This window comes from Micromonospora marina (assembly GCF_900091565.1).
GTDB lineage: Bacteria > Actinomycetota > Actinomycetes > Mycobacteriales > Micromonosporaceae > Micromonospora > Micromonospora marina.
Window position 1 is genome coordinate 81073 of sequence record NZ_FMCV01000019.1, and the last position, 23544, is coordinate 104616.

Genomic DNA, 23544 nt, shown 5'->3' on the forward strand with positions numbered 1-23544 from the left:
GACCGCACCGGCCGCGCCGGCCGGTGCCGGAAGCCCCGCATCCCGTCCGGGAGGCGGGGCTTCACCATGACCGGCGCCTCAGCGCCGCCGCGCCCGCATGCCCCACCAGAGCCCGGCCAGTCCGAACAGGACGAGCACCGGGCCGGCCATCGCCCAGATCCGCTGGTCGCTCAGCGCGCTGCCCTCGACGAAACCGAGGCCCAGCACCGTCCACAGCGCACCGAGCACCACGGCGAGCAGCCCCAGGGTGAGCCGGAACCAACCCCTCATCGTTCCCCCTCCGACGACAGTTCCGCTCCAGCATGCCCGCCGCGGCGAGCGCCCGCCGGCGCCGTGCCGCCCGGCCGGCTCACCACCGGTCGTGTACCTGCGGGCGGATCAGCTCGTCGTAGGTGGCCCGCACCGCGGCCAGCTCCACCTCGGTCAGTGCCGGCTGCCCGGCCGCCTCGGCGTTGCGCCGTGCCTGCTCGGCGGAGCGGGCGCCGGGGATCACCACTGTCACGCCGGGCTGGTCGAGGATCCACCGCAGCGCGAACTGCGCCATCGTGCGGTCGTCGCCGACCAGCGGCGCGAGCCGGCGCACGGCGGCCAGGCCGCTGTCGTAGTCGACGCCGGAGAACGTCTCACCCACGTCGAACGACTCGCCGTGCCGGTTGAACGTGCGGTGGTCGTTCGCCGGGAACGTGGTGTTCTCGTCGTACCGCCCGGAGAGCAGGCCGCTCGCCAGCGGCACCCGGGCGATGATCCCGACCCCGGCGGCAGCGGCGGCGGGCAGCACCTGCTCCAGCGGCTTGTGCCGGACCGCGTTGAGGATGATCTGGATGCTCGCCACCCCGGGCCGGGCGATGGCGGTGAGCGCCTGGTCGCAGGTCTCCACGCTGACGCCGTACCCGGCCACGCGTCCCTCGTCGACGAGCGTGTCGAGCGCGTCGAAGACCCGGTCGTCGGCGAAGACGGCGGTGGGCGGGCAGTGCAGCTGCACCAGGTCGAGCGTGTCGACGCCGAGGTTGGCCCGGGACCGGTCGGTCCAGGCCCGGAAGTTGTCGAGGGTGTACGCCTCCGGCGTCTGCTCCACCCGGCGGCCCATCTTGGTGGCCACGGTGAGCCCGTGCCCGGGGCGGGAGCGCAGGAACCGGCCGATCAGCGCCTCGCTGCGGCCGTCGCCGTACACGTCGGCGGTGTCCAGGAAGGTGACGCCCGCGTCGACGGCGGCGGCGAGCACGGCGAGCGCGTCGTCCTCGCTGACCTCGCCCCAGTCCGCGCCGAGTTGCCAGGCGCCGAGTCCGATGATGCCGACGTGCCGGCCGAGCCGGTCGAAGCTGCGCTGTTCCACCCGGTCGAGCCTAGTGAGCGGGTTGCCGGGGCGCGCGCCGGGCCGTGCCGTCCGACAAGACGCACGTACGGTTCCGAGGTTGTCAGGTGGGATCCGCACACCTGTCCGCGCTACGGCGACGAGCGCTCCCGGCCGTTCCACGACCTGCTGGCCCGCGTCGGCGTCGCGCACCCGCGCGCCGTGGTCGACCTGGGCTGCGGCCCCGGCCGCTGCTGCGCGCCGTCGCCGCGCAGGACCGGTGGCGCGACGCGCTCGCCGGCAAGCTGCGCGAGGCGCCCGTCGACGAGCCGGTCGGCTACGCCACGCTGCTGACCGGCGCTGGGTGCGCGGTGGACGCCTGGGAGACTACGTACGTGCATCTGCTGCCCGCCACCGGCGCCGACCACCCGGTGCTGGCCTGGACGGAGGGCACCGCGCTGCGCCCGGTCCGCGCCGCGCTGGACGCCGCCGGCTGGGCCGCCTTCCGCGCCGAGCTGGGCGTACGGCCCGCGCAGGCGTACCCGGCGCGGCAGGGTCAGGTGTACTTCCCGTTCCGCCGGATCTTCACGGTGGCCCGTACCGGCGCCCGCGCAGAGGAGAACTCGTGACCGACCTGCCCACCTTCATCGCCGGACTGCCCAAGGTGGAGCTGCACGTGCACCACGTCGGCTCGGCCTCGCCCCGGATCGTCGCCGAGCTGGCCGCCCGGCACGAGGGGCGCAGTCCCGTCCCGGCCGACCCGGAGGCGCTCGCCGACTATTTCGCGTTCCGCGACTTCGCCCACTTCGTCGAGGTCTACCTCAGCGTGGTGGACCTGATCCGCGACGCCGACGACGTCTGGCTGCTCACCCACGAGGTGGCCCGGGAGCTGGCCCGGCAGCAGGTCCGGTACGCCGAGCTGACCGTCACGCCGTACTCGCACGTCAGCCGCGGCATCCCGGCGCCGGCGTTCGGCGAGGCGATCGAGGACGCCCGCAAGCGCGCCGAGGCCGACTTCGGCATCGCGCTGCGCTGGTGCTTCGACATCCCCGGCGAGGCCGGCCTGCCCGCCGCCGAACAGACGTTGCGGATCGCGCTCGACGAACGACCGGACGGGCTGATCAGCTTCGGCCTCGGCGGCCCCGAGATCGGGGTGCCCCGCCCGCAGTTCAAGCCGTACTTCGACCAGGCCCGGGCGGCCGGGCTGCGCTCGGTGCCGCACGCCGGTGAGACCACCGGCCCGGAGACGATCTGGGACGCGCTGCGCGAGCTGGGCGCCGAGCGGATCGGCCACGGCATCTCCGCCGCGCAGGATCCGGCGCTGCTGGCCTACCTCGCCGAGCGGCGGATCCCGCTGGAGATCGCCCCGACCTCGAACGTGCGCACGCGGGCCGTACCGAGCCTGGACGCGCACCCGCTGCCCCGGCTGGTCGAGGCCGGTGTGCCGGTCAGCATTAACTCCGACGACCCGCCGATGTTCGGCACCACGCTCAACGACGAGTACGCGGTGGCCGCCCGGCTGCTGCGACTCGGCCCGGACGGGGTGGCCGCGCTGGCCCGCGCCGCGGTCGCCGCGGCGTTCCTGGCACCGGCCGAACAGGCCCGGATCACCGCCGAGATCGACGCGTACCTGGCGAGCGCGGCACGCTGAGGCGCCGCGCGGTCAGCAGCATCGCCGTCAGCGCGATGAGTGTGGCGGCGTGACCGGGACCGGCGGGCGCCGGCCGGGCGGGACCGTGCGCGAGCACCGGGTCCTGCCACACCGCGAGCGTGAGCGCGATGCCCAGGCCGATGACGGCGGCCCAGCGGAGCAGACGACTGACGGCCGGTGGCATGGCGGTCACCTCACGCCCGGGTTCGACGGGAGAGCGCGCGCGACGGGAGCGAGGTGTGGGGGGACCGGACTCCCGCCGCGCGCATGATCCGTCGGCCGGAAGGTCTTACGGGGCGTCCCGGCCGACGGAACTGATGGGTTCTGTCATCGATCCTGGCAGTTCACGCCGGTTTCGCGGCCATCGTTAAACCACCTTTAAGGAGAACTTGCGCCCGTACACAGCCACGGGTCAGCGCGGGCGCGGCCAGCGCCGCCCGGGACGCGGCTCGCGTACCTCCCGGGCCATCCGCCCGACCAGCCCGAACCGGTTCACCGGCCGGGGTGCCGCATCCGGGTCGGCCAGCAGCATCACCACGCTCGCCCCGCCGAGCCGGGCCCGGTCGATGCTCACCGAACCGTTCGCCTGCAACGCGACCCGCTTGGCGATGTCCAGCCCGAGCCCGGTGGACCCCCTGTCGCTCTCACCCCGGCGCAACGCCCGGTCCGGGTCGGCGATGCCCGGTCCGGCGTCGTCGATGCGGATCGCCACCCAGCCGTCCCGGCGGCTCACCGCCACCTCGAACGCGGTGCCCTGCGGCGTGTACCGGAACACGTTGCCGATCACCGCGTCCAGCGCGGCGGCCAGCTCGGCGCGGGGCACCGGCGCCGGGATCCGCAACTGCGCCCCGAGCACCCGGTGCGGCCGGTTCTGGTCACCCGCCAGCGCCGACCAGAAGACCATCCGGTCCCGGACCACCTCGCTCACGTCGCACGACGCCGGCGCCGTCTCCTGGGCCACCGCCTTGCGGGTCGTCTTGATGAGCTGGTCGATCTCGCCCTCCAGCGTGACGATCGCCTGCCGGATCCGCCGGATGCCGCGCCGCCGGTCCAGCTCCGCCTCGCTGAACGTGCCGATGCTCGTGTCGTCGGACTCCAGCGCCTCGGCGTCCAGCCGCAGCGCGGTCAGCGGCGTGCGCAGCCGGTGCGACAGGTCGGCGACCAGTTCGTGCTCGTCGGCCCGCAGCGCCACCAGCCGTTCGGTCATCCGGTTGAACGCGTGCCCGGCCTCGGCCAGCTCACGCGGGCCGGTCGGCTCGACCCGTACCCCCAGCTCGCCGTCGCCCACCGCGAGCGCCGCCTTGACCAGGTCGCCGGTGGCGTCCACGGCCCGGGCCGCCACCCGGTCGACCACGGCGACCGCAGCGCCGACCAGCGCCAGGCCGATCGCGAGCAGCAGCAGCCACCGCCCGCCGCCGCCGGAGTCGAGCACCTCGTCGGGGACGAAGACCTCCACCACGGCGACCCGGTCACCGAGCACCACCGGGTCCAGCCGCAGCACCCCGCCGTCCACCTCGGTCACCACCGACCGCCGCTGCGCGGCGGCGTCGGCCAGCACCCGTGGGTCGGCGCGCCCGGCTGACTCGTCGGCGCCGATGCCGTGCACGACCGGCCGCAGGGCCGGATCGTCGCCGGCCGCGGCGGCCACCGCCCGTTCGATCGTCGCGGTGTCGGTGCTGACCGCCAGCGCGCCGGTCACCAGCGCGGCCCGGCGGGCGGCGTCGGCCAGTTCCGCCTCCCGGGCCCGGTCGGCGAGGGTGAGCCCGAGCGGGACGAGGAAGGCGAGCGCGATCAGGCCGCACAGGCCGGCGGTGAGCCCGGCGAGCGTGAGCCTCAGTCCGGTGCCACCAGCCGGAAGCCGACCCCCCGCACGGTGCGCAGGTAGCGCGGCTTCGCCGCGGACTCGCCCATTTTGCGGCGGAGCCAGTACAGGTGAACGTCGATGGTCTGGTCCTCGCCGACCGATGGCTGCCGCCATACCTCCTCCAAGAGTTCCCGCCGGGACACTACCCGGCCGGGACGCGCGGCGAGATACGCCAGCAGGTCGAATTCCTTGCGGGTCAGGGCCAGGGACTCCCCGTCCAGCACCGCGCTGCGCTCACCCACGTCCACCCGCAGGCCGCCGACGGTGTGCACGGCCGGTTGCACGGTACGGCTGGCCCGGCCGGCCCGGCGCAGCACGGTGGTGATCCGGGCGTCCAGGTGCGCCCCGGTGAACGGCTTGACCATGTAGTCGTCCGCGCCGGCGCGCAGCAGCCGTACCACCGACTGCTCGTCGTCGCGGGCGGTGGCGATGATGATCGGCACGTCGGTGATGCCGCGCAGCATGCGCAGCGCGTCCGAGCCGTCCAGGTCGGGCAGGCCGAGGTCGAGCACCACCAGATCCGGTGTCTCCGCGGCGACCCGGCGCAGCGCGTCCAGCGCGGTGCCGACGGCGTGCACCGCGTGCCCCCGGTCGGTCAGCGAGCGCAGCATGGCGCCGCGCACGACGTGGTCGTCTTCGACCAGCAGGACGGTTGCCACGTCAGCACCGTACTCGGCATGGCAAGCCGGTCGCGTTGCGGCGGTCCGGCCAACCGGGCAAGCTGGGACGGCGATGACGTTCACGCTCTTCCCCGACACCCGCCTCACGCTCGCCCGCGACGCGCTGGCCGGCCTGTCGGTGGGCGACGCCCTCGGCTCCCAGTTCTTCGTCCCCGGCCGGCACCCGGACGACCTCGCCGCCGGGCGGCTGCCCGCGCCGCCGTGGGAGTGGACCGACGACACCGAGATGGCCTGCTCGGTGGTGGCCGAACTGGCCGCCGCCGGCCGCATCGACTCCGACCGGCTGGCGCTGGCGTTCGCGCAGCGCTGCGAGCCGTACCGGGGGTACGGGCCGGGCGCGGTGACCGTGCTGCGGCTGATCCGTACCGGCACGCCGTGGCCGGTGGCCGCCGCGTCCGCGTTCGACGGGCAGGGCTCCTGCGGCAACGGCGCCGCGATGCGTGTGGCGCCGCTCGGCGCCTGGCACGCCGACTCCACCCGGCGCGCCGCCGAGCAGGCCCGCGACTCCGCCGAGGTGACCCACGCACACCCGGAGGGCGTGGCCGGCGCGGTGGCGGTCGCGGTGGCCGCCTCGCTCGCCGCCCGGGCCCGCCTCGACGGCGACCGGCCCGACCCGGCCCGCCTGCTCGCCGCGGTCGCCGCGGCGCTCGACCCGGCCGGTGAGGTGCACCGCGGGGTACGCCGGGCCGCCGCGCTGCTCGGTCACCCGGCCGCTGCGGCGGCCGACGCGCTCGGCAACGGCTCGCGGGTCACCGCGCAGGACACCGTGCCGTTCACGCTCTGGGTCGCCGCCACGCTGCTGCACGACTACCCAGCCGCGATCCGGGCCTGCGTCGAGGCGGGCGGCGACGTGGACACCACAGCGGCCATCGTGGGCGGGATCGTGGCCGCGTACACCGGGGTCGGCGTGCCCGGCGGCGTACCGGAGGGCTGGCTGACCGCCCGCGAGCCGCTGCCCGGCTGGCTCACCGCCGCCTGACCGCCCGCCCGCCCTCGCCGGCTGTGGTGGTCGTGGGTGCGCGCCCCAGTTCGGGGAAGTGGCGGGGTCGGCGGGGGAGGGATGCAGCCACCTCGGCGAGCTGAAGTCGATCATGCGTGCCAGCGCGTACCACCAGCGGGGACGGGCTCGAGGGGCGCGGGGGGGTCGGCGGCGGGAGCAGGGGCCGGCTCGGAGGAGTCGGAGCGGGGGTCCGTGTCCGGACGTCCGGTGGCGGCGGGCACGACGGGGGTTGGGCTGTCGTCGTGCGGGAGGGTCATGGTGTCGCGCCGGCGGCGGTTGAGCAGCCAGCCGATCGCCGCGCCGCCGGCCAGCCCGGCCAGCAGGCCGCCGCCGAGCAGCAGGTCCGCGCTCGGTCCGTCGTCGGCCACCGGTGCCGCGCCGCCCGCCGCGCCGCCCTGCGCCCCACCGGCCGCGCCGGGGCCGCCCGCCGCGCCGTGACCGCCGTGCCCGGCGCCGTTCGCGCCGGGGGCGCCGTCGTGCGTCACGGTGCCGGGCAGCGGCGGCAGCAGGTCGACGGTCGGTGCCGGGTGCGCGCCACCCGCCGGGTCCGCCCACCGGACCACGGTGCCGTCGTCGTACGTCTGCACGACGGTGAACGTGAGCCGGTCGGTGGCGGGCATCGGTCCCATGCCCAGCGGCAGCCGGGCCGGCCCGGTGCCGGTGCCGGGCATCCGCAGCCAGCTCACCGAGTGGGTCACCTGGTTCAGTTCGGACGCGTGCATGCCGGGGATCGGCTGGTCGAGCGTGCGGGTGGTGATGGTCGGCGCCCAGTCCGGCACCGACAGCGGGTACACCTCGCCGATCGGGGCGTCCGAGGGCATCGTCAGCTCGATCCTGGTGGTGCGGCTGCCCGGCCGGTCCGCCGGCACCACCACCGACAGTTGGATCGCGTCGCCCTGGCGTACCTGGGCGGGTGAGGTCGTGACTGTCACCCCGGCCGCGTTCGCCGCGCCCGGCCAGCCCACCGCCCCGGCGAGTACGGCCGCCAGCAACGCCGCCGCCCACCGGCCCCGACGGGTCATCCTCATGGTCGTCCCCATCCTTCTCGACTGGGGCCGGCACCGGCTCCGGCCCCACCTGGTAGTTCGGGCGGCGGGGCGAAAAGGTTCAACACCGCACGGAACTCGCCGGAGACGGGGCACCGGCGTCGGCGGCGGTCCGGGTCCGGGCGACCGATAGCATCGCAGGGGCCGGTCACCGGCCCTTCGTACCGTCGACGACAGGAGTCACCGTGTCCGCACCCCGTACCCCCGTCGTGGCCGACCCCGTCGTCGTCGCCGCCGGGACCAAGGCGGCCGACGCGGTGGCCGCGGCCGGCCTGCCGATGAGCGGGCCGAAGGCGACCGTGGTGGTCCGCGACCCGCAGGGCCAGCTCCGCGACCTGGACTGGCGCCCGGCCGAGGACGTCGCGGTCGAGCCGGTCACCCTGGACAGCCCGGACGGGCTGAACGTGCTGCGTCACTCCACCGCCCACGTGCTGGCGCAGGCGGTGCAGGACGTCTTCCCGGACGCGAAGCTGGGCATCGGCCCGCCGATCGAGAACGGCTTCTACTACGACTTCGGCGTCGACAAGCCGTTCCAGCCGGACGACCTGGCCAAGCTCGAGAAGCGCATGCAGGAGATCGTCAAGTCCGGCCAGCGGTTCCGCCGCCGCCGGTTCACCGACCTGGACGAGGCCCGGGCCGAGCTGGCCGCCGAGCCGTTCAAGCTGGAGCTGATCGAGGTCAAGGGCGAAGGGCTGGACTCGTCCGAGGTGATGGAGGTGGGCGGCGGCGAGCTGACCATCTACGACAACCTCGCCGCGAACGAGGACAAGGTCTGCTGGTCGGACCTGTGCCGCGGCCCGCACCTGCCGAACACCCGGCTGATCGGCGCGTTCAAGCTGATGCGCTCGGCCGCCGCGTACTGGCGCGGGTCGGAGCGCAACCCGCAGCTGCAGCGCGTGTACGGCACCGCCTGGCCGACCCGGGACGCGCTGAAGGCGTACCTGAAGCTGCTGGAGGAGGCCGCCCGCCGCGACCACCGCAAGCTCGGTGCTGACCTCGACCTGTTCAGCTTCCCCGACGAGATCGGCTCCGGCCTGCCGGTCTTCCACCCCAAGGGCGGCGTGCTCAAGCGGGTGATGGAGGACTACGTCCGGGCGCGGCACATCGAGGAGGGCTTCGACTACGTCGGTACGCCGCACATCTCCAAGGAAGGTCTCTTCCACACCTCGGGACACCTGCCCTACTACAAGGACACGATGTTCCCGCCGATGGAGATGGAGGGCAGCGACTACTACCTCAAGGCCATGAACTGCCCGATGCACAACCTGATCTACCGGTCGCGCGGGCGGTCCTACCGGCAGCTGCCGCTGCGGCTGTTCGAGTTCGGCTCGGTCTACCGGTACGAGAAGTCGGGCGTGATCCACGGGCTGACCCGGGTGCGCGGCTTCACCCAGGACGACTCGCACTCCTACTGCACCGAGGAGCAGGCGCCGGCCGAGATCAAGCACCTGCTCGGCTTCGTGCTCAGCCTGCTGCGCGACTTCGGCATCGACGACTTCTACCTGGAGCTGTCGACCCGCGACGACTCCCGGCCGGACAAGTTCGTCGGCACCGACGCCGACTGGGCGACCGCCACCGCCGTGCTGGAGCAGTGCGCGCTGGAGACCGGCCTGGAGCTGGTGCCGGACCCGGGCGGCGCGGCGTTCTACGGCCCGAAGATCTCCGTGCAGGCCAAGGACGCCATCGGCCGGACCTGGCAGATGTCGACCATCCAGTACGACTTCAACCAGCCGAAGGGCTTCGGGCTGGAGTACCAGGCCGCCGACGGCACCCGGAAGCAGCCGGTCATGATCCACTGCGCGAAGTTCGGGTCGATCGAGCGGTTCATCGGAGTGCTCACCGAGCACTACGCGGGCGCGTTCCCGGCCTGGCTGGCGCCGGTGCAGGTGGTCGGCATCCCGATCCGTGACGAGCACGGCGACTACCTGGTCGACTTCGCCGCCACGCTGCGCCGGCACGGCATCCGCGCCGAGGTCGACCTGGGCGACGACCGGATGCAGAAGAAGATCCGTAACGCGCAGCAGCAGAAGATCCCGTTCATGGTGATCGCCGGCGACGACGACGTGGCCGCCGGCACCGTGTCGTTCCGCTACCGGGACGGCTCGCAGCGCAACGGCGTCCCTGTCGACGAGGCGGTGGCGCACGTCCGCGAGGTGGTGGAGTCGCGCACGAACGCCGGACCCACCGCCACCGCCGCCGAGTAGGCGGTCCGCCGAACCGCGCCGCCCTGGCGGCGCGGTTCGGGGCCGGATCGTAGGATCGCCTGTGTGACAGGGGCGGAGCGGCACACCGGGTACGGCGGCGACGACGGTCTGGCGGACGGGCTGGACCGGCTCTGGACGCCGCACCGGATGACCTACATCTCCGGCGAGGACCGTCCCGAGGGCGGCTACGAGAAGCCCGCCGGCTGCCCGTTCTGCCTGGCGCCCGGCCTGCCGGCCGAGGAGAGCCTGGTGGTGGCCCGCGGCGAGCACGTCTTCGCGGTGCTCAACCTCTACCCGTACAACCCCGGGCACCTGCTGGTCTGCCCCTACCGGCACGTGGCCGACTACACCGAGCTGGACGAGCCGGAGACGGTCGAGCTGGCCGCGTTCACCAAGGCCGCCATGCGTGTGATCAGGCACGTCTCCAGCGCGCACGGCTTCAACCTGGGCATGAACCAGGGCGGCGTGGCCGGCGCGGGCATCGCCGCGCACCTGCACCAGCACGTGGTGCCGCGCTGGGGCGGTGACGCCAACTTCATGCCGGTGATCGGCCGGACGAAAGTGCTGCCGCAACTGCTCGCCGACACCCGGGAACTGCTCGCCAAGGCGTGGGCGGCGGCCTGACGGCGGCCCGCTCCGACAGTACGATCTCGCGCATGGCTCTCCTGCACCGCGCGGAACTGCGCCCCTCGAAACTGGAGTTGCTCGCCGGCTGGCTTCCCGGCCGGTCCTGGTTCGCCGGGGAGGCGGGCGCGGAGGTCAGCCGCGTCGCGGCATACCGGTTCGACGACCCGGCCGGCGAGGTCGGCGTCGAGACGCTGCTCGTCCGCGTCAGTGCCGGGCCGGTGCTCCAGGTGCCGCTGACCTACCGGGGCGGGCCGCTGGCCGGGGCCGACGAGCACCTGGTGGGTGTCATCGAGCACTCGGTGCTCGGCCGCCGCTGGGTGTACGACGCCTGCGGCGACCCGGTGTACCCGCCGCTGCTGGCCGCCGCCGTTCTGGCTGACGCCGGGCAGGCCGAGGAGTACTTCGAGGTCGACGGGAAGCGTGAGGTGCGCCCGGCGAGCATGACGCTGACCGGCAGCCGCACCGGCCGTGCCGTCCCGACCGGCCCGGTCCCGGCTGCTCCGGTCCCGGCCGGCCCGGGTGACGGCGGTGTGACGGTGGTCCGGGTCGGGGACGTCGAGCTGGCGGTGGTCCGGCGGCCCGTGCCGGCCGAGGCGCCGGGCTCCGGCGGGCTCACCGGCACCTGGCCCGGCCAGGACGAGCCGGTGCTGCTGGCCCACGCCCGCTGAGGACAGACCGTCATGCCTGAGAGGCATGTTCATGACTCTCAGGCATGACGAGTCCACCGCTACCGCCCACCGCATGGCGTCACGTGGCGTGATCGTGATCGGGCTCCTCGGCGACGAACCGGCCCGCGGTCGCCGGTGAGGTGACAGGATGCGGCGGTGACAGTCGAGAAGCGACGGTTGGGTCGCAGCGGCATCGAGGTGAGCGCCCTCGGCATGGGGTGCTGGGCGATCGGTGGCCCGTGGGCCGAGGGAGCCCGCCCGCTGGGCTGGGGTCGGGTCGACGACGACGAGTCGGTACGCGCCGTCCGTCGCGCGCTCGACCTCGGCGTCACGCTGTTCGACACCGCCGACACGTACGGCGCCGGGCACGGCGAGCGGGTGCTCGGCCGTGCGCTCGCCGGCCGGCGCGACGAGGCGGTGATCGCCACGAAGTTCGGCTACACCTTCGACGAGCGGACCCGGCAGGCCACCGGCGAGAACGCCTCCCCGCACTACCTGCGCCAGGCGGTCACCGGCTCACTGCGCCGGCTCGGCACCGACCGCATCGACCTGTACCAGCTGCACCTCGGCGACCTGCCGCTGCCCCGCGCCGAGGCACTGATCGGCACGCTCGACGACCTGGTCGACGCCGGCCTGATCGGGGCGTACGGGTGGAGCACCGACCGGGCCGACCGGGCCGCCGCCTTCGCCCAGGTGGCGCGCGGCGCCACCGCCGTGCAGCACGCGCTGTCGGTGCTCCGGGACGCCCCGGCCATGCTCGACGCCTGCGTCAAGCACGACCTCGCCGGCCTGGCCCGGGGGCCGCTCGGGATGGGTCTGCTCACCGGCAAGTACACGCCGGAGTCCACACTGCCCCGCGACGACGTACGCGGACTCGGGCCGACCTGGCTGGAATGGTTCCGCAGCGGCCGGCCCGCCCCGGAGTGGCTGCGCCGGGTCGCCGTCGTGCGCGACGCGCTGACCGCGGACGGCCGCACCCTCGCCCAGGGCGCGATCGGGTGGATCTGGGCGCGCAGCGACCGGGCGGTGCCGATCCCCGGCGCCCGGACGGTGGCCCAGGTCGAGGAGAACGCGGCCGCGCTGGCCCGGGGCCCGCTCACGCCGGACCACTTCGCCGAGGTCGAGCGGCAGTTGGCGGCGGTACGCTCGGCGGCCCTCCGCGACGCCGACCGCCCCCACTGGCCGATGCCCCCCGTCCCCGCCGTCCGCCCCTGACCCGCGCTCCCGCGCCCTGACCTCCTCGTCACCCGCGCCCTCCACGACGCCGCGCCTCGCTCCCGCTGCCCACCTGCTCGTGCAGTTGGTGCCGACGGGTAGGCGAAATGCCCCTTTGTCGGGACGAAAGTGCAAGATCGTGGCGGTGGAGCGGTGGAGGGCGGGGGGTCAGCGGGAGGTGGACTCCTTGCGGGCCTGGTCGGCCAGGTGGGTGGGCATGGGCTCGTGGCGGGCGAACTCGCGGCGGAACGTGCCGGTGCCGGCCGTCATCGAGCGCAGCTCCACCGCGTACCGCAGCAACTCCGTCGCGGGCACCTCGGCGCGGACCAGCGTGCGCCCTTCGGCGTCCGGGTCCGGCTCGGTGCCGAGCACCCGGCCGCGCCGTCCGGACAGGTCGCCCATCACCGCGCCGACCGACGGGTCGGGCACCCGTACGGTGATCTCGTCGACCGGCTCCAGCAGCGCCGGCTGGCCCTTCTCGGCGGCGTCGCGCAGCGCCAGCGCGCCAGCGGTCTGGAACGCGGCGTCGGAGGAGTCGACGCTGTGCGCCTTGCCGTCGACCAGCGTCACCCGCACGTCCACCACCGGGTAGCCGGCGACCAGGCCGCGTTCCATCTGCGCCCGTACCCCCTTCTCCACCGACGGGATGTAGTTGTGCGGGACGGCGCCGCCGACCACCCGGTCGACGAACTCGAAACCGGCGCCCCGGGGCAGCGGCTCCACCTCGATGTCGCAGACCGCGTACTGGCCGTGGCCGCCGGACTGCTTGACGTGCCGGCCGTGCCCGCGCGCGGCGGCCGTGAACGTCTCGCGCAGCGGCACCCGCACCGGCTCGGTGTCCAGCTCGACGCCGCCACCGCGCAGCCGGTCGAGCACCACGTCGGCGTGCGCCTCGCCCATGCACCAGAGCACCAGCTGGTGGGTCTCCGGGTTGCGGTCGAGCCGCAGCGTCGGGTCACCGGCGACCAGCCGGGACAGGTTGCGGGCCAGCGCGTCCTCGTCGGCCCGGCTGCGTGCCACGATCGCCACCGGCAGCAGCGGCTCGGGCATCTCCCACGGCGCGATCAGCAGCGGGTCGTCCTTGGCCGAGATGGTGTCGCCGGTCTCGGCGCTGCCCGACTTGGTGATCGCGCACAGGTCACCGGCGACGCAGGCGGCCACCTCGCGCAGCGTCGCGCCCAGCGGGCTGTAGACGTGGCCGACCCGCTCGTCGGCGTCGTGGTCCGGGTGGCCACGCTCGGCCAGGCCGTGTCCGGACACGTGGATCACCTGATCGGGGCGCAGCGTGCCGGAGAAGACGCGGACCAGTGAGACCCGCCCGACGTGCCGGTCGACTGTCGTCTTGACCACCTCGGCGACGAGTGGGCCGTCCGGGTCGCAGGTGAGCGGCGGGCGGGGCGAGCCGTCCACGCCGGTGACGGCGGGCAGCTCATGCTCCAGCGGCGACGGGAACGCCGCGACCAGGCCGTCGAGCAGCGCGTCCAGGCCGACGCCGGTCTCCGCGCAGACCGGCACCACGGGGTAGAAGTGGCCGCGCGCCACGGCCGTCTCCAGGTCGGTGATCAGCACCTCGGGGTCGATCTCCTCGCCGCCGAGGTAGCGGTCCATCAGGGTCTCGTCCTCGCTCTCCGCGATGATCCCCTCGATCAGCTCGTTGCGGGACTCCTGGATGGCCGGCAGGTGCTCCGGGTCCGGCTCGCGCACCGCCGCCGGCAGCCCGTCGGAGTAGTCGTACACCCGGCGGGTGATCAGCCCCATCAGTCCGGCCACCGACTCGCCGTCGTCGCCGAGCATGGGCAGGTAGAGCGGGAGCACGTTGTCGCCGAAGACCCGCTGGCACAGCGCCACCGCCTCGTCGAAGTCGGCGCGCGGGTGGTCCAGCCGGGAGACGGCCACCGCCCGGGGCATGTCGACGGCGGCGCACTCCTCCCAGAGGGCGGCGGTGGCGGCGTCCATGCCGTCCACGGCGGAGACCACGAACAGGGCCGCGTCGGCGGCGCGCAGCCCGGCGCGCAGCTCACCGACGAAGTCGCCGTAGCCCGGCGTGTCCAGCAGGTTGACCTTGACGTCGCGGTGCGTCAGCGGGGCGCAGGCCAGGCTGACCGAGCGCTGCTGGCGTACGGCGGCGGGGTCGTGGTCGCAGACGGTGGTGCCGTCGGTGACGGCGCCGGCCCGGCTGATCGTGCCGCCGGCGGCGAGCAGCGCCTCGACGAGCGTCGTCTTGCCGGCGCCGGAATGCCCGACGAGCACCACGTTGCGGACCCTGCCGGGCTCGGTCACCACCGGCGCGCCGCCGGGGACACCCTTCTCGTTCTTCTGCGCCATCGCGGCGCACCTCCCTCAACCGGTGGTGGTGGCGACCGCCGCGGGCGACGGGGGAGCGGACCCGGGACGGGCGCCGCGGCGATATCTTCCGGTGATCTGCTGCTGGACGGGAACGCGGACCGGTGATCCGGTGAGCTGGCTCACCTCCTGGCTCGATCTCACACCCGCGGCGGTGCCCGCACAAGGGCCGCCGGGCGGGTCGCACGCCCGGCTGTGTCCCCGGCGGTTGCGGGCCGTTATCGTGGGACCGCCATGGCGAAGATCTTCCAAGTGACGGCCCGCGCGGGCATGACCCGCGTCGTGGAGCCGATCGCCCGTACGCTGCTGCGTGCGGGCGTGTCCCCCAACGCGGTCACCGTGACCGGCACCGTCGGTGTGCTCGTGGGCGCGCTCGGCTTCGGCGCGCGCGGCCACCTGGTCGCCGGCGCGCTGATCGTCACGGTCTTCGCCCTCACCGACCTGCTCGACGGCACGATGGCGCGGATGAGCGGCGGGTCCACCCGGTTCGGGGCGTTCCTCGACTCGAGCATGGACCGGGTCGCCGACAGCGCGGTGTTCGGCGCGGTCGCGTACTGGCTGGCCACCGAGCACGACTACTCGGGCGTGGCGGCGGCGCTGATCTGCCTGGCCGCGGGCGGCCTGGTCTCCTACGTGAAGGCCCGCGCCGAGGGCCTCGGGATGACCTGCAACGTGGGCATCGCCGAGCGCACCGAGCGGCTGCTCATCGTCGGCGTCGGCGGTCTGCTCACCGGCGTCGGCGTCCGTCCCGCCCTGGAGATCGCGCTCTGGCTGCTCGCCGCGGTCTCGATCTTCACAGTGGGCCAGCGGATGGCCCACGTGTACCGGCAGGCCCAGCGGGTCGGCGTCGAGTGAACCTCACCGAGGCGGGCTTCGTCGCGGGCTGGCGCCTGGTCCGGGCGCTGCCCCGGCCCGTCGCGGTCGCGGCCTTCCGGGCGGGCGCCGACCGCGCCCACCGCAAGGACGGCGGGGGTACGCGCCGGCTGCGCGCCAACCTGCGCCGGGTGGTCGGCCCGGAGATGCCCGACGCGGAACTGGACGTGCTGGTGCGCGACGGGCTGCGCTCGTACGCCCGGTACTGGATGGAGGCGTTCCGGCTGCCCGGCCTGAGCCGGACGGACATCCTCGCCGGGTTCCGCCTCGACGGGCAGGAACTGCTCGCCGCCGACGTGTCCGCCGGGCGGGGTGCGGTCGTGGCGCTGCCGCACGCCGGCAACTGGGACGCCGCGGGCGCCTGGGTGGCGGCCACCGGCTGGCCGATGACCACTGTCGCCGAGCGGCTGCCGGACGGCGTCTACGAGCGGTTCGTCGGGTTCCGGGAAGGGCTGGGGATGGAGATCCTGCCCAACCACGGCGGGCCGCGTCCCGCGTTCGACGTGCTGGTGGACCGCCTGCGCACCGGCTACGTGGTGCCCCTGCTCGCCGACCGGGACCTGTCCGCCCGGGGCGTGGAGGTGGACTTCTTCGGCGGCCGGACCCGGATGCCGGCCGGTCCGGCACTGCTGGCGATCCGTACCGGCGCTCCGCTCTACGCGGCCTCGATGTGGTACGAACCGGACGCGGCGTGCGCCTCGATCGAGGGGCCGCTGCCGCTGCCGGATCCGGACAGCGCGCCACTCGACGAGCGGGTCCGGGCGGTGACGCAGCGGGTTGCCGACGGTCTGGCGGCGGGCATCGCCCGGCATCCGCAAGACTGGCACATGTTGCAGCGGATGTGGCTGGACCAGGGCCGGGACGGCACGCCCAGGTCGGCGCCACCGGCCACCACCGGGACGGTCTAGGGGGGCGCAGTGCGTGTCGGCATCGTGTGCCCGTACTCGTTCGACGTGCCGGGCGGCGTGCAGAACCACGTCATGGACCTGGCCGAGGCGCTGCTCGGGCTCGGCCACGAGGTGAGCGTGCTGGCGCCCGCCGACGAGGACTCGGCGCTGCCGCCGTACGTGGTGTCCGCCGGGCGGGCGGTGCCGCTGCCGTACAACGGGTCGGTGGCCCGGATCGCCTTCGGCCCGGTCTCCACCGCCCGGGTCCGCCGCTGGATCACCCGGGGCGACTTCGACGTGCTGCACGTGCACGAGCCGTTGACGCCGAGCCTGTCGATGCTGGCCGTGCTCTGCGCCCGTGGCCCGGTGGTGGCCACCTTCCACACCGCGATGACCCGCTCCCGGGTGCTGTCGGCCGCGCAGGGCGTGCTCCAGATCGTGCTGGAGCGGATCACCGCCCGGATCGCGGTGAGCGCGCTGGCCCGCAAGGTGCAGGTCGAGCACATGGACGGCGGCGCGGTGGAGATCCCGAACGGGGTGGCGGTGGCGAAGTTCGCCGGGGTGCCGCCGCTGCCGGGGTGGCCGGGGGAGTGCGTGCCGGGCGGCGGCGGAACACTGGGGTTCCTGGGCCGCTTCACCGAGCCGCGCAAGGGCTTCCCGATCCTGCGGGACGCGTTCGTCGCGCTGGCGCCGCACCGCCCCGGCCTGCGCCTGCTGGTCGCCGGGCCGGGCGACGCCGACGAGTTGTACGGGCGGTTCCCGGCCGGTCTGCGCGACCGGGTCACGTTCCTCGGCCTGGTCTCCGAGGCGGACAAGGCACGCATGCTGCGCAGCGTGCACCTCTACGTCGCACCGAACACCGGAGGGGAGTCCTTCGGGATGATCCTCACCGAGGCGCTGGCCGCCGGCACCACTGTCGTCGCCAGCGACCTGGACGCGTTCCGCCGGGTGCTCGACGGCGGGCGGGCCGGCCGGCTGTTCCCGACCGGCGACGCGACCGCGCTCGGCGCCGCGCTGTCCGATCTGCTCGACGACGACGGCTGCCGCGCCGGGCTGACCGCCTGCGGCGACCAGGTGGTGGCGAATTTCGACTGGCCCGTGGTTGCCCGCCGCGTTCTGGAGGTATACGCAGCCGCGATCGAGGCCACCGACGGCCGGGTCATGGACCAGGAGTGGGCGGGTCTGGGCTGACCGCTGTGGCCGCTGCGGCCGCTGTGACGAACGCGTCGACCGGTGCACCGCGCCGGCCGGCCGGGATGAGGAGCAGCACTACGATGCCGGGCATGTGGTGGGTGGTGGGCGCGGTCGCGGTGCTCGGGCTGCTCTCGGCGTACCTGATCTGGACCTCCGGCCGGGTGCAGCGGCTCCAGGTCCGCGCGGACTCGGCGGCCCGCGCGCTCGACGCGCACCTGCTGCGCCGCGCGGCCGCCGCCGCGGTCCTGGCCGAGCAGCGGTACGGCGTGGAGTTGTACGCCGCCGCCCGCATCGCGCTGGACGCCGCCCCGGAGGAACGCGAGGCGGCCGAGAACGACCTGACCCGGCAGCTGCGCGCGGTGCGGCTGGACCCGGACGACCAGGCGTGCGCGGCGGTGATCGCGGCCAGCCGGCGGCTGGCACTGGCCCGGCAGGTGCACACCGACCTGGTCCGGGACGCCCGCTCGGCGCGGGGGCGTCCGGTGGTGCGGTTGTTCCGGATGGGGCGGGGGCGGGAGTGGCCGCGCTACTTCGACGTCGACGACCCCACGCTGGCCCCGCACGCGGACGTGACCACCGGCTGACCTACCGGGCGTGACGGGGGCCACACGGCAGGCCACCGGGGGTTCGATTGGCGCTCGGATCGGCGGCGCGCCGGTCGTAGCATTCCTGCGCAGTCACCTCCCCAGCACGCCGAGGAGCGATGTCCCGTGTCTGAATCCGCAGCCCCGACCACCGCCACCGCCGTCGGCACCGCCCGCGTGAAGCGCGGCATGGCCGAGATGCTCAAGGGCGGTGTGATCATGGACGTGGTCACCCCCGAGCAGGCGAAGATCGCCGAGGACGCCGGCGCGGTCGCCGTCATGGCCCTGGAGCGCGTGCCGGCCGACATCCGCGCGCAGGGCGGTGTGTCCCGGATGAGCGACCCGGACATGATCGACGGCATCATCTCCGCCGTCTCGATCCCGGTGATGGCCAAGGCCCGCATCGGCCACTTCGTCGAGGCGCAGATCCTCCAGGCGCTCGGCGTCGACTACGTCGACGAGTCCGAGGTGCTGACCCCGGCCGACTACGCCAACCACATCGACAAGTGGGCGTTCACCGTCCCGTTCGTGTGCGGGGCGACGAACCTGGGCGAGGCGCTGCGCCGGATCACCGAGGGCGCCGCGATGATCCGCTCCAAGGGCGAGGCCGGCACCGGCGACGTCTCCAACGCCACCACGCACATGCGGCAGATCCGGCAGGAGATCCGCCGCCTCCAGACGCTGCCCGCCGACGAGCTGTACGTCGCGGCCAAGGAGCTCCAGGCTCCGTACGAGCTGGTCAAGGAGGTCGCCGAGCAGGGCAAGCTGCCGGTCGTGCTGTTCACCGCGGGCGGCATCGCTACCCCTGCCGACGCGGCCATGATGATGCAGCTCGGCGCGGAGGGCGTCTTCGTCGGCTCGGGCATCTTCAAGTCCGGCAACCCGGCCCAGCGGGCCGCCGCGATCGTCAAGGCGACCACTTTCCACGACGACCCGGACGTGCTCGCCAAGGTCTCCTGCGGGCTGGGCGAGGCGATGGTCGGTATCAACGTCGACGAGATCCCCCAGCCGCACCGCCTCGCCGAGCGCGGCTGGTGATTGTAAGGAGGGGCCCCCTATTAACGCCTCCGGTAGAGGCGGGGCCCCCTTTTAACACCGCGGAAGGAGCATCGTGGCCGTACCGGTGATCGGTGTGCTCGCCCTCCAGGGCGACGTACGCGAGCACGTCGCCGCGCTCGCCGGGGCGGGCGCCGACGCCCGGCCCGTGCGGCGGCCGGGCGAGCTGGACGCGGTCGACGGCCTGGTGGTCCCCGGGGGCGAGTCGACCACGATCAGCAAGCTGGTCGACATCTTCGAGATGCGTGAGCCGATCGACAAGCGGATCGCCGCCGGCATGCCGGTCTACGGCTCCTGCGCCGGCATGATCATGCTGGCCGCCGACGTGCTGGACGGCCGTCCCGACCAGCGTGGCTTTGCCGGCGTCGACATGACGGTGCGGCGCAACGCGTTCGGCCGCCAGGTCGACTCGTTCGAGGCGCCGGTGGCGCTCACCGGCGTCGACGGCGGCCCGTTCCACGCGGTGTTCATCAGGGCGCCCTGGGTCGAGCGGGTCGGCCCGGACGTGGAGGTGCTCGGCCGGGTGACCGAGGGCCCGGCCGAGGGCCGGATCGTCGCGGTGCGGCAGGGCAACCTGCTGGCCACGTCGTTCCACCCCGAGCTGACCGGCGACCTGCGGCTGCACCGGTCCTTCGTGGAACTCGTCCGGGCCGCTTCCTGAGTATCCGGTCCGTCCCCGGTTGTGCCGTTCGCGCGGTCCGGACGGGGCGCTGCCGTGCGGCGCGTGACAGTCACCCGCCGGTCGCCGGTAGGATTGCCGGGATTCGGCAGGGCCATCAGCCCGCCGGCTCCCAGCGAAGATCACGGCACCTCGACGTGCGCCGGCGGGGGAGCGGGGCGTGTGCGGTGCGGTCGATGCAGACGGCGGGTAGCAACGGAGGTAACAGATGTCCGGCCACTCAAAGTGGGCGACGACCAAGCACAAGAAGGCGGTCATCGACGCCAAGCGCGGCAAGATGTTCGCCAAGCTGATCAAGAACGTCGAGGTGGCGGCCCGTACCGGCGGCGGCGACCCGGCCGGCAACCCGACTCTCTACGACGCCATCCAGAAGGCGAAGAAGAACTCGGTTCCGAACGACAACATCGACCGCGCGGTCAAGCGCGGCTCCGGCCTGGAGGCCGGCGGCGCCGACTGGCAGACGATCATGTACGAGGGCTACGGCCCCAACGGCGTGGCGATGCTGATCGAGTGCCTCACCGACAACCGCAACCGTGCCGCCACCGAGGTGCGTACCGCGCTGACCCGCAACGGCGGCTCGCTGGCCGACGCCGGCTCGGTGTCGTACATGTTCTCCCGCAAGGGCGTGGTGCTCGTCCCCAAGACCGGCACCAGCGAGGACGACGTGATGATGGCCGTCCTCGACGCGGGCGCGGAAGAGGTCAACGACCTCGGCGAGGCGTACGAGGTGGTCTCCGAGCCGGGTGACCTGGTCGCGGTCCGCACCGCGCTGCAGGACGCCGGCATCGAGTACGAGTCGGCCGAGTCCTCCCTCATCCCCAGCGTGAACGTGCCGCTGGACGAGGAGGGCGCGCGCAAGATCTTCAAGCTGATCGACGTGCTGGAGGACTGCGACGACGTGCAGAACGTCTACGCCAACTTCGACGTGTCCGACGAGGTCATGGCCGCCGTCGGCTGACCCGCGGTGCCGGAACGACGGAGGGGGCTCCGACATGGAACCCCCTCCGTGTTGCTGCATGCTGTCAGGACGTCGGCCGTACCGACCCGAGGCATGTGCCCCCGCCACCCATCTCCGATGTCCGGATGGTCGTCGGCGCGGACACGCCGCGAACGTGTCCAGGACTTCGGTCACCTGCGTGTATCGACGCCATTCCCGCAAGTCGGGCGGCGTGGCTGGGTCTCGGTGTGTGCGGGCGGCGCTCTCGCTCGGCTCGCACTGACATGCGAAGGCCGCCGCAGCCCTGCCGGTTGCACGAAGATGGTTCGCCGGGCAACGGCTTCCCCCCGCGCGTCGAGTTCGTAACCGTCGAGCCAGGCCCACCCGTCGTACGTCGTCCAGTCGAGGGCTCTGATGACTCGGAACCGAATAATCCGAGCAACGAGCCTTGGCCAGGCGGCAACACGTCACAGCTCTACAGCCTCGGTCACACGATCACCGCCGTTCGTGAGCAGGTTCGCGCAAGGATGCCGAACAGCGCCGAGTCGGCGACGTTGCGCATACCTGGAGGTGTGCCGGTTGTGATCATCACCAGGCAGACATACGTAGAAGATCGAGTAGTAGAGGTTGCTGAGATCACCATCCCTTCCGATCGCGTCAGTCTGGACTACCGCATCGACCTGACCTGAGCCGTTCCCCGCGCGCCTGCCGTCTCACGCGGTCAGCCGATCGGCTCGCGCTGCCGCCACGCCGCCCGCACCGAGGTCCGGCCGTTGGTGCGCAGCAGCGAGCCCTCGTAGATCCGCGCCCCGGCGAGCAGGAACCCGGCCGCCGTGAGCAGCAGCAGCGCCAGCGACACGATCGGCTCCCAGGCCGCCGCGTCGCCGGTGAACAGCCGCACCGGCATCGCTGTGGGCGACGAGAACGGCAGGTACGACAGGATCCGCATCGCGCCGGCGTTGTCGTTGAGGAACACCACAGCGAAGAACGGCGCCATCACCGCGAGTTGGACCGGCATGGACGCCCCGGCGATGTCCTCCTGCCGGTTCACCAGCGCCCCGGCGGCCGCCCACATGGCCGCGAGCAGCAGGAAACCGCACAGGAAGTACGGCACGAACCAGCCGACGGCCGGTGCGATCAGCCCCAGCAGGTCGCCTCCGCCGGTCAGGCGCATGCCGATCAGCGCGGTGGCCGCGATCAGGGCGATCTGTCCCAGCGCCAGCGCGCCCGCGGCGAGGATCTTGCCGGCCAGCAGCGCCCGGGCCGGCACGGCGGCGACCAGGATCTCCACGATCCGGGTCTGCTTCTCCTCGGTGACGCTCTGCGCGATCTGCATCCCGAACGTCTGGGACATGAAGAAGAAGACGAACGCGAAGGCGAACGGCACCAGGTACGCGACGAGCGGGTCGACCGCGTCCGGGTCCAGCAGCTCGACCTGCGGTGCCGCGCTCAGCGCGGTGACGACGTCGTCCGGGGCCCGCTCGTCGGCGACCACGACCGGACCGGTCACCACGGCGGCGTCCGCATCACCGTCTCGTACCGCCTGCTCGGCCGCGCCGTCGTCGGCGACCAGCATGACGTCCAGCCCGGCCGCGCGCAGCGGTTCGGCTCCGGCCGCGGTCACCGCCACTGTGGACGGGCCACTGTTCAGCATCGCCGGCGCCACTGTGGCGACGACCGCGAGCAGCAGGAAGATCAGCGTGCTGTAGAGGAACGTCTTGTCGCGGAGCTTGACCTTGATCTCGCGGGCGGCGACCAGCCGGGTGGCCTGAAGCGTGTTCACTGGTTGACCTCTCGGAAGATCTCGGCGAGGGACGGGGTGACCGGACCGAACGCGCGCACCGGTCCGCGGGCCAGGGCGGCGCGCAGCACCGACTGGTCGTCGGCGGGCGGGTCCAGGTCGAACACGGCGCGCGCGCCGTCGAGGTCGACCAGCCGCACGCCGGGCTGGTCCCGCAGCCAGCCGGCGTCGCCGTCGACCACGAGCGAGAAGCGGGGCCGGGTGTACGCGGAGCGCAACTCCTCGCGGGCGCCCGCGGCCCGGATCGTTCCGGCCGCGATGAGCACCAGGTCGTCGCAGAGCCGTTCCACCACGTCGAGCTGGTGGCTGGAGAACAGCACCGGCGCTCCGGCGGCGGCGCGTTCCCGCAGCACCGCCACCACCATGTCGACGGCGAGCGGGTCGAGCCCGGAGAACGGCTCGTCCAGGATCAGCACCTCCGGGTCGTGCACCAGCGCGGCGGCGATCTGCGCGCGCTGCTGGTTACCCAGCGACAGCGTCTCCAGCAGGTCGTCGGCCCGCTCGCCGAGACCGACCCGTTCCAGCAGCGCGTCGGTACGCCGGCGCGCCCCGGCGGCGTCCAGCCCGTACAGGCGGCCGAGGTGGACCACCTGCTCGCGGGGCGTCATCTTCGGGTAGAGGCCGCGTTCCTCAGGCATGTAGCCGAACCGGGCCCGGGCCTCGCGCGCGAGCGGTCGCCCCCGCCACGTCACCTGCCCGGCGTCCGGGGCGAGCACACCGAGGATGATCCGCATGGTGGTGGTCTTGCCGGCGCCGTTGCCGCCGACGAATCCGGTCATGCGCCCGGCGGTCACGTCGAAGGAGACGTCCTTGAGCACCTGACGGTCGCCGAAGCTGCGGTCGACGCCGTCGAGGCGGAGCACGCTGGTCATGATCCGGACGCTACGGCCGGCCGTCGCGCCCGTCGTCCCACCACGGGGCGATCATGGGGTCCGTCGCGCGGC

23 protein-coding genes and 2 pseudogenes are annotated in these 23544 nt (G+C 73.7%); 15 read left to right on the forward strand and 10 right to left on the reverse strand.

All coding sequences use genetic code 11. From position 1 onward, the window contains the following. Window positions 1–78: 78 nt before the first annotated feature. Window positions 79–270 carry a hypothetical protein gene (locus GA0070215_RS20480; RefSeq protein ID WP_091048666.1) on the reverse strand — a complete coding sequence of 64 codons (192 nt, stop codon included), beginning with the start codon at window positions 268–270 and terminating at the stop codon, window positions 79–81. Window positions 271–349: 79 nt separating this feature from the next. Further along, on the reverse strand, window positions 350–1333 hold the full coding sequence (locus GA0070215_RS20485) for an aldo/keto reductase (protein WP_091048670.1): 984 nt from the start codon (window positions 1331–1333) through the stop codon (window positions 350–352). A gap of 144 nt (window positions 1334–1477) precedes the next feature. Between GA0070215_RS20485 and GA0070215_RS20490 the strand changes: the two are divergent. Together GA0070215_RS20490 and GA0070215_RS20495 are read left to right on the forward strand one after the other, a co-directional pair. Beyond that, window positions 1478–1920, forward strand: a pseudogene (locus GA0070215_RS20490) (class I SAM-dependent methyltransferase). Then, the gene (locus tag GA0070215_RS20495) at window positions 1917–2942 is read left to right on the forward strand and encodes an adenosine deaminase (protein WP_091048676.1); all 1026 of its coding nucleotides are present in this window, start codon (window positions 1917–1919) and stop codon (window positions 2940–2942) included. The pseudogene GA0070215_RS20490 and the gene GA0070215_RS20495 overlap by 4 nt, the downstream one beginning before the upstream one ends. Here the strand turns inward: GA0070215_RS20495 and GA0070215_RS20500 are convergent. The 3 genes from GA0070215_RS20500 to GA0070215_RS20510 form a co-directional block, all read right to left on the reverse strand. Continuing rightward, window positions 2899–3126, reverse strand: coding sequence for a hypothetical protein (locus GA0070215_RS20500; RefSeq protein WP_141708229.1), 228 nt, complete (start codon window positions 3124–3126; stop codon window positions 2899–2901). The two genes, GA0070215_RS20495 and GA0070215_RS20500, sit on opposite strands and share 44 nt — an antisense overlap. A 228-nt stretch (window positions 3127–3354) precedes the next feature. Continuing rightward, window positions 3355–4746: a HAMP domain-containing sensor histidine kinase gene (locus GA0070215_RS20505; protein WP_026267783.1), complete on the reverse strand. Its 1392-nt coding sequence runs from the start codon at window positions 4744–4746 to the stop codon at window positions 3355–3357. A 29-nt stretch (window positions 4747–4775) separates the two neighbouring features. Next, window positions 4776–5465, reverse strand: a complete 690-nt coding sequence (locus GA0070215_RS20510) for a response regulator transcription factor (RefSeq protein WP_018784999.1) — start codon at window positions 5463–5465, stop codon at window positions 4776–4778. A gap of 73 nt (window positions 5466–5538) precedes the next feature. On the opposite strand from GA0070215_RS20510, the gene GA0070215_RS20515 reads away from it, so the two are divergent. Beyond that, a complete protein-coding gene (locus GA0070215_RS20515) occupies window positions 5539–6465 on the forward strand; it encodes an ADP-ribosylglycohydrolase family protein (RefSeq protein ID WP_091048685.1) in 927 nt (308 codons plus the stop codon). A gap of 110 nt (window positions 6466–6575) precedes the next feature. Here the strand turns inward: GA0070215_RS20515 and GA0070215_RS20520 are convergent, their stop codons facing one another. Further along, window positions 6576–7514 (reverse strand): YcnI family protein, encoded by a 939-nt coding sequence (locus tag GA0070215_RS20520; RefSeq protein ID WP_091048688.1) that lies wholly within the window; start codon window positions 7512–7514, stop codon window positions 6576–6578. A gap of 203 nt (window positions 7515–7717) precedes the next feature. Here GA0070215_RS20520 and thrS point away from each other — a divergent pair, with 203 nt between their 5' ends. The 4 genes from thrS (at window position 7718) to GA0070215_RS20540 (ending at window position 12246) form a co-directional block, all read left to right on the forward strand. After that, on the forward strand, window positions 7718–9736 hold the full coding sequence (gene thrS, locus GA0070215_RS20525) for a threonine--tRNA ligase (protein WP_091048692.1): 2019 nt from the start codon (window positions 7718–7720) through the stop codon (window positions 9734–9736). 63 nt (window positions 9737–9799) lie between these two features. Next, entirely contained in the window at window positions 9800–10360 is a 561-nt protein-coding gene (locus tag GA0070215_RS20530; protein WP_018785003.1) for an HIT family protein, read from the forward strand. A gap of 32 nt (window positions 10361–10392) precedes the next feature. Further along, window positions 10393–11031 carry a CG0192-related protein gene (locus GA0070215_RS20535; protein ID WP_091048780.1) on the forward strand — a complete coding sequence of 213 codons (639 nt, stop codon included), beginning with the start codon at window positions 10393–10395 and terminating at the stop codon, window positions 11029–11031. Between the two features lie 213 nt (window positions 11032–11244). Then, window positions 11245–12246 carry an aldo/keto reductase gene (locus GA0070215_RS20540; protein WP_208600389.1) on the forward strand — a complete coding sequence of 334 codons (1002 nt, stop codon included), beginning with the start codon at window positions 11245–11247 and terminating at the stop codon, window positions 12244–12246. 168 nt (window positions 12247–12414) lie between these two features. On the opposite strand, the gene GA0070215_RS20545 is transcribed toward GA0070215_RS20540, so the two are convergent. Then, window positions 12415–14571: an elongation factor G-like protein EF-G2 gene (locus tag GA0070215_RS20545; RefSeq protein ID WP_091048699.1), complete on the reverse strand. Its 2157-nt coding sequence runs from the start codon at window positions 14569–14571 to the stop codon at window positions 12415–12417. A 252-nt stretch (window positions 14572–14823) separates the two neighbouring features. Between GA0070215_RS20545 and pgsA the strand changes: the two genes are divergently transcribed. The 7 genes from pgsA to GA0070215_RS20580 all read left to right on the forward strand — a co-directional run bounded on the left by pgsA (window position 14824) and on the right by GA0070215_RS20580 (window position 20820). Next, window positions 14824–15444, forward strand: coding sequence for a phosphatidylinositol phosphate synthase (gene pgsA / locus GA0070215_RS20550; RefSeq protein ID WP_018785008.1), 621 nt, complete (start codon window positions 14824–14826; stop codon window positions 15442–15444). After that, on the forward strand, window positions 15441–16370 hold the full coding sequence (locus tag GA0070215_RS20555; protein WP_091048705.1) for a phosphatidylinositol mannoside acyltransferase: 930 nt from the start codon (window positions 15441–15443) through the stop codon (window positions 16368–16370). Before pgsA ends, GA0070215_RS20555 begins: the two co-directional genes overlap by 4 nt. A 9-nt stretch (window positions 16371–16379) precedes the next feature. Further along, the gene (locus GA0070215_RS20560) at window positions 16380–17540 is read left to right on the forward strand and encodes a glycosyltransferase family 4 protein (protein ID WP_091048709.1); all 1161 of its coding nucleotides are present in this window, start codon (window positions 16380–16382) and stop codon (window positions 17538–17540) included. Window positions 17541–17623: 83 nt separating this feature from the next. Next, window positions 17624–18127, forward strand: a complete 504-nt coding sequence (locus GA0070215_RS20565; RefSeq protein WP_081635906.1) for a hypothetical protein — start codon at window positions 17624–17626, stop codon at window positions 18125–18127. A 126-nt stretch (window positions 18128–18253) separates the two neighbouring features. Next, window positions 18254–19165, forward strand: coding sequence for a pyridoxal 5'-phosphate synthase lyase subunit PdxS (pdxS, locus tag GA0070215_RS20570; RefSeq protein ID WP_091048715.1), 912 nt, complete (start codon window positions 18254–18256; stop codon window positions 19163–19165). 73 nt (window positions 19166–19238) lie between these two features. Next, window positions 19239–19844: a pyridoxal 5'-phosphate synthase glutaminase subunit PdxT gene (pdxT, locus tag GA0070215_RS20575; RefSeq protein WP_018785013.1), complete on the forward strand. Its 606-nt coding sequence runs from the start codon at window positions 19239–19241 to the stop codon at window positions 19842–19844. A gap of 226 nt (window positions 19845–20070) precedes the next feature. After that, window positions 20071–20820 (forward strand): YebC/PmpR family DNA-binding transcriptional regulator, encoded by a 750-nt coding sequence (locus GA0070215_RS20580; protein ID WP_018785014.1) that lies wholly within the window; start codon window positions 20071–20073, stop codon window positions 20818–20820. Window positions 20821–20990: 170 nt separating this feature from the next. Here the strand turns inward: GA0070215_RS20580 and GA0070215_RS29235 are convergent. After that, window positions 20991–21236, reverse strand: a pseudogene (locus GA0070215_RS29235) (hypothetical protein); the annotation flags it as partial. Between the two features lie 57 nt (window positions 21237–21293). Between GA0070215_RS29235 and GA0070215_RS29865 the strand changes: the two are divergent. Then, a complete protein-coding gene (locus GA0070215_RS29865) occupies window positions 21294–21488 on the forward strand; it encodes a UTRA domain-containing protein (protein WP_377469097.1) in 195 nt (64 codons plus the stop codon). A gap of 32 nt (window positions 21489–21520) precedes the next feature. Here the strand turns inward: GA0070215_RS29865 and GA0070215_RS20590 are convergent, their stop codons facing one another. Then, a complete protein-coding gene (locus GA0070215_RS20590) occupies window positions 21521–22582 on the reverse strand; it encodes an ABC transporter permease (RefSeq protein ID WP_091048721.1) in 1062 nt (353 codons plus the stop codon). Further along, complete coding sequence (locus GA0070215_RS20595; protein ID WP_018785016.1) at window positions 22579–23472, reverse strand: ABC transporter ATP-binding protein; 894 nt, start codon at window positions 23470–23472, stop codon at window positions 22579–22581. Before GA0070215_RS20595 ends, GA0070215_RS20590 begins: the two co-directional genes overlap by 4 nt. Window positions 23473–23544 lie beyond the last annotated feature (72 nt).

Excerpts from the sequence above, each read along its gene's own strand:
- GA0070215_RS20480 (WP_091048666.1), bottom strand. The coding sequence starts at position 270 with ATGAGGGGTTGGTTCCGGCTCACCCTGGGGCTGCTCGCCGTGGTGCTC.
- GA0070215_RS20500 (WP_141708229.1), bottom strand. The coding sequence starts at position 3,126 with ATGCCACCGGCCGTCAGTCGTCTGCTCCGCTGGGCCGCCGTCATCGGC.
- GA0070215_RS20515 (WP_091048685.1), top strand. The coding sequence starts at position 5,539 with ATGACGTTCACGCTCTTCCCCGACACCCGCCTCACGCTCGCCCGCGAC.
- GA0070215_RS20520 (WP_091048688.1), bottom strand. The coding sequence starts at position 7,514 with ATGAGGATGACCCGTCGGGGCCGGTGGGCGGCGGCGTTGCTGGCGGCC.
- GA0070215_RS20535 (WP_091048780.1), top strand. The coding sequence starts at position 10,393 with ATGGCTCTCCTGCACCGCGCGGAACTGCGCCCCTCGAAACTGGAGTTG.
- GA0070215_RS20540 (WP_208600389.1), top strand. The coding sequence starts at position 11,245 with ATGGGGTGCTGGGCGATCGGTGGCCCGTGGGCCGAGGGAGCCCGCCCG.
- GA0070215_RS20545 (WP_091048699.1), bottom strand. The coding sequence starts at position 14,571 with ATGGCGCAGAAGAACGAGAAGGGTGTCCCCGGCGGCGCGCCGGTGGTG.
- pgsA (WP_018785008.1), top strand. The coding sequence starts at position 14,824 with ATGGCGAAGATCTTCCAAGTGACGGCCCGCGCGGGCATGACCCGCGTC.
- GA0070215_RS20565 (WP_081635906.1), top strand. The coding sequence starts at position 17,624 with ATGCCGGGCATGTGGTGGGTGGTGGGCGCGGTCGCGGTGCTCGGGCTG.
- GA0070215_RS20580 (WP_018785014.1), top strand. The coding sequence starts at position 20,071 with ATGTCCGGCCACTCAAAGTGGGCGACGACCAAGCACAAGAAGGCGGTC.
- GA0070215_RS20595 (WP_018785016.1), bottom strand. The coding sequence starts at position 23,472 with ATGACCAGCGTGCTCCGCCTCGACGGCGTCGACCGCAGCTTCGGCGAC.